A 2,679-nucleotide genomic window follows, 5' to 3' on the forward strand; every position below is an offset into this window, starting at 1 on the left:
CTTATACATACATTGGATTTGTTGAAATAAGAAACTGTGGGAATATAAAAGCGAGGAGAAACAATTTTCTCCTCGCTTTCTTCTAACTATATTTAAATGCGAAGCTATCAATTATGCCTGCATAAGTTACTGAGATTTTAATTCCAAGTATACAAATACCAGTACCGTCATAATGGCTATAACAACGTAAGTAACATCAAGCATTATAAGTGTCTTTAAAGTTTCAGTCATCCTAATTCACCCCTGGTATGAAAATATAACATAATCTCTTATCAATCAGTTAAGAGATTATAAAGATAACAATGTATATGAAATTTCTTAAGTAGTTTCTATATAAATATATCATATAAATAATGCAAACAATGTTAAGGTAGTGTGAATGTAATGTAAATAAAGCGATTTCCCATAAAATCTTTAATCAAAAAATTGATAGTTCTTCAAAATGAAAAAACGCTATTCTTTCTGTTGAATGATAGAAAGAATAGTGTTTTTGTATGCTTATTAGTTGCTAATAGTTCTCTAAATCAATCATCTAGCTATTTGAAAGCATAAACAAAGGTGTTCGTTTTTTAGCGTCAATAAAAATATTATGTCAACAATATGAGCTGTCACAAATTTTCATATATTATTCTGATTCATATCACATCCCTTTTTCTCAATGGGTATTATGCTTGATTTGTAATGAATGATTGGGAGAGGGTGGGATGCTATGTTTTGTTATCAATGTGAACAAACGCCAACAGGCGGATGTAAAGTGATGGGTGTTTGTGGTAAGAATGAAACAATTGCAAGTTTACAAGATACGATTGTGTTTGGATTAAAAGGAATAGCGGCTTATCGTACGCATGCTGCGCAGCTAGGGTATACAGATGCATTTGTAGATGCTACAACTCAAGAAGCGCTATATATGACATTAACAAATTCTAATTTTAATGAACAACAACATTTTGATATGGCTATGAAAGTAGGGAAGTCAGCTTTACGAGTGATGGAGTTATTAGATGAGGCACATACGAATCACTTTGGTGTTCCAGAGCCTGTTCAAATTACACAAAATCATGTAGAAGGTAAGGCAATTGTAGTTACTGGTCATAATTTATTTGCATTAGAGGAATTATTAAAGCAAACAGAAGGAAAAGAAATTAATATTTATACGCATTCTGAAATGTTACCAGCACACGGATATCCACAGCTGAAAAAATATAAACATTTAAAAGGAAACATTGGTAAGGCATGGTATGATCAACGACGCCTTTTTGAAAAATTCACAGGTGCCATATTAGCGACAACGAACTGTGTTATGCCAATTAAAGGATCATACTCTGATCGATTTTTTTCATATGAAATTGCAGGCTTAGAGGGCGTACAAAAAATTGAAAATGACGATTTTACACCAGTGATTCAAAAAGCGCTAGAACTTCCAGAAGTACATATGGAGTCGGATGAACAGTTAGTAACAGGGTTTCATCATAATACCGTATTATCGTTAGCTCCAGAAATTATTGAGGCAGTAAAGGAAGGGAAAATAAAGCGTTTCTTTGTCATTGCAGGTTGTGATGCACCAGGAAAAGGCGGGGAATATTATCGTGAATTAGCAACGTCACTTCCGCCAGAAACGATTATTTTAACAACTTCTTGTGGGAGATTCCGCTTTAATGATGTGAATTATGGGGTTGTACCTGGTACGGAGATTCCGCGTTACATTGACTTAGGACAATGTAATAATTCAATTTCTACAGTGAAAATAGCGGCCGCTTTAGCTGATGCTTTTCAATGTGAAGTGAATGAATTGCCAGTGAGTATTGTTCTATCATGGTTTGAACAAAAAGCGGTTGCCATTTTACTTGGGCTATTTAGTCTTGGTATTCAAGATATTCGCATTGGTCCAAAGGCACCTGAATTTATTTCACCTGGTGTGCTTGATGTATTACAAGAGACATTCGGTTTAAAACTAATTACAACCGCAGCAGAAGATATGAATATGATGTTATCGTAACAAAAAGGATGTCCTATATGTAGAGTTGACTTTATAAAGAGTTTGTATGTATTCGCAAGCTCATGTATTAGATGCACAGGTGCATTAGTAGAAGAACAAAAAAATGATCCGTCTTTTTAATAAGGAGAGCTATCCACATTCATTAACTTCGGAATATTATAACGCCCAAAATAAAAATGCGGAATTTTTGTTTTGGGTATTTCCTTTTCTTAGCTGGATAGGTATGTGGTGAGATTTCTTAAGAAGAAAATAGGCAGTATCCAATAGATAATAACGGATTTAAGAAAAAATTTAAAAATCGAGTTGACATTACCACTACATAGTCATACAATGTAGTGGTAATGAGTAATACTGAATAGCGTAGTTTTTAAAAATATATTCAGTATCCAATAGGCAAAAGCGGATTTAAGAAAAAATTTAAAAATCGAGTTGACATCCCATCTACTTAGTCATACAATGTAGTTATAATAAGTAATACTGAATAGTGAGGTTTCTCAAAAGCTATTCAGTAAAAATTAGCCTTAGTACTCTGTGATACTGAATATAAGTCAGACAGAATAGGGGGTAAAGGAGGATCAGAATATGGAAAATTTAACTGAAATGCTGAAAGGTTCGCTGGAAGGATGTGTTCTGGAAATCATTAGCCGCCGTGAAACTTATGGCTATGAGATTACCCGCCACCT

At 33.9% G+C, this 2,679-nt stretch carries 1 protein-coding gene and 1 pseudogene; both read left to right on the plus strand.

Annotated features, from left to right (window positions below; genetic code table 11):
- The first annotated feature begins 709 nt into the window (after window positions 1-709).
- Entirely contained in the window at window positions 710-1,996 is a 1,287-nt protein-coding gene (hcp, locus tag AC1DJR_RS25515) for a hydroxylamine reductase (RefSeq protein WP_429687241.1), read from the plus strand.
- A gap of 582 nt (window positions 1,997-2,578) precedes the next feature.
- Window positions 2,579-2,679, plus strand: a pseudogene (locus tag AC1DJR_RS25520) (PadR family transcriptional regulator); the annotation flags it as partial.

Source organism: Bacillus sp. 05T31 (assembly GCF_056396725.1).

Excerpts from the sequence above, each read along its gene's own strand:
- hcp (WP_429687241.1), top strand. The coding sequence starts at position 710 with ATGTTTTGTTATCAATGTGAACAAACGCCAACAGGCGGATGTAAAGTG.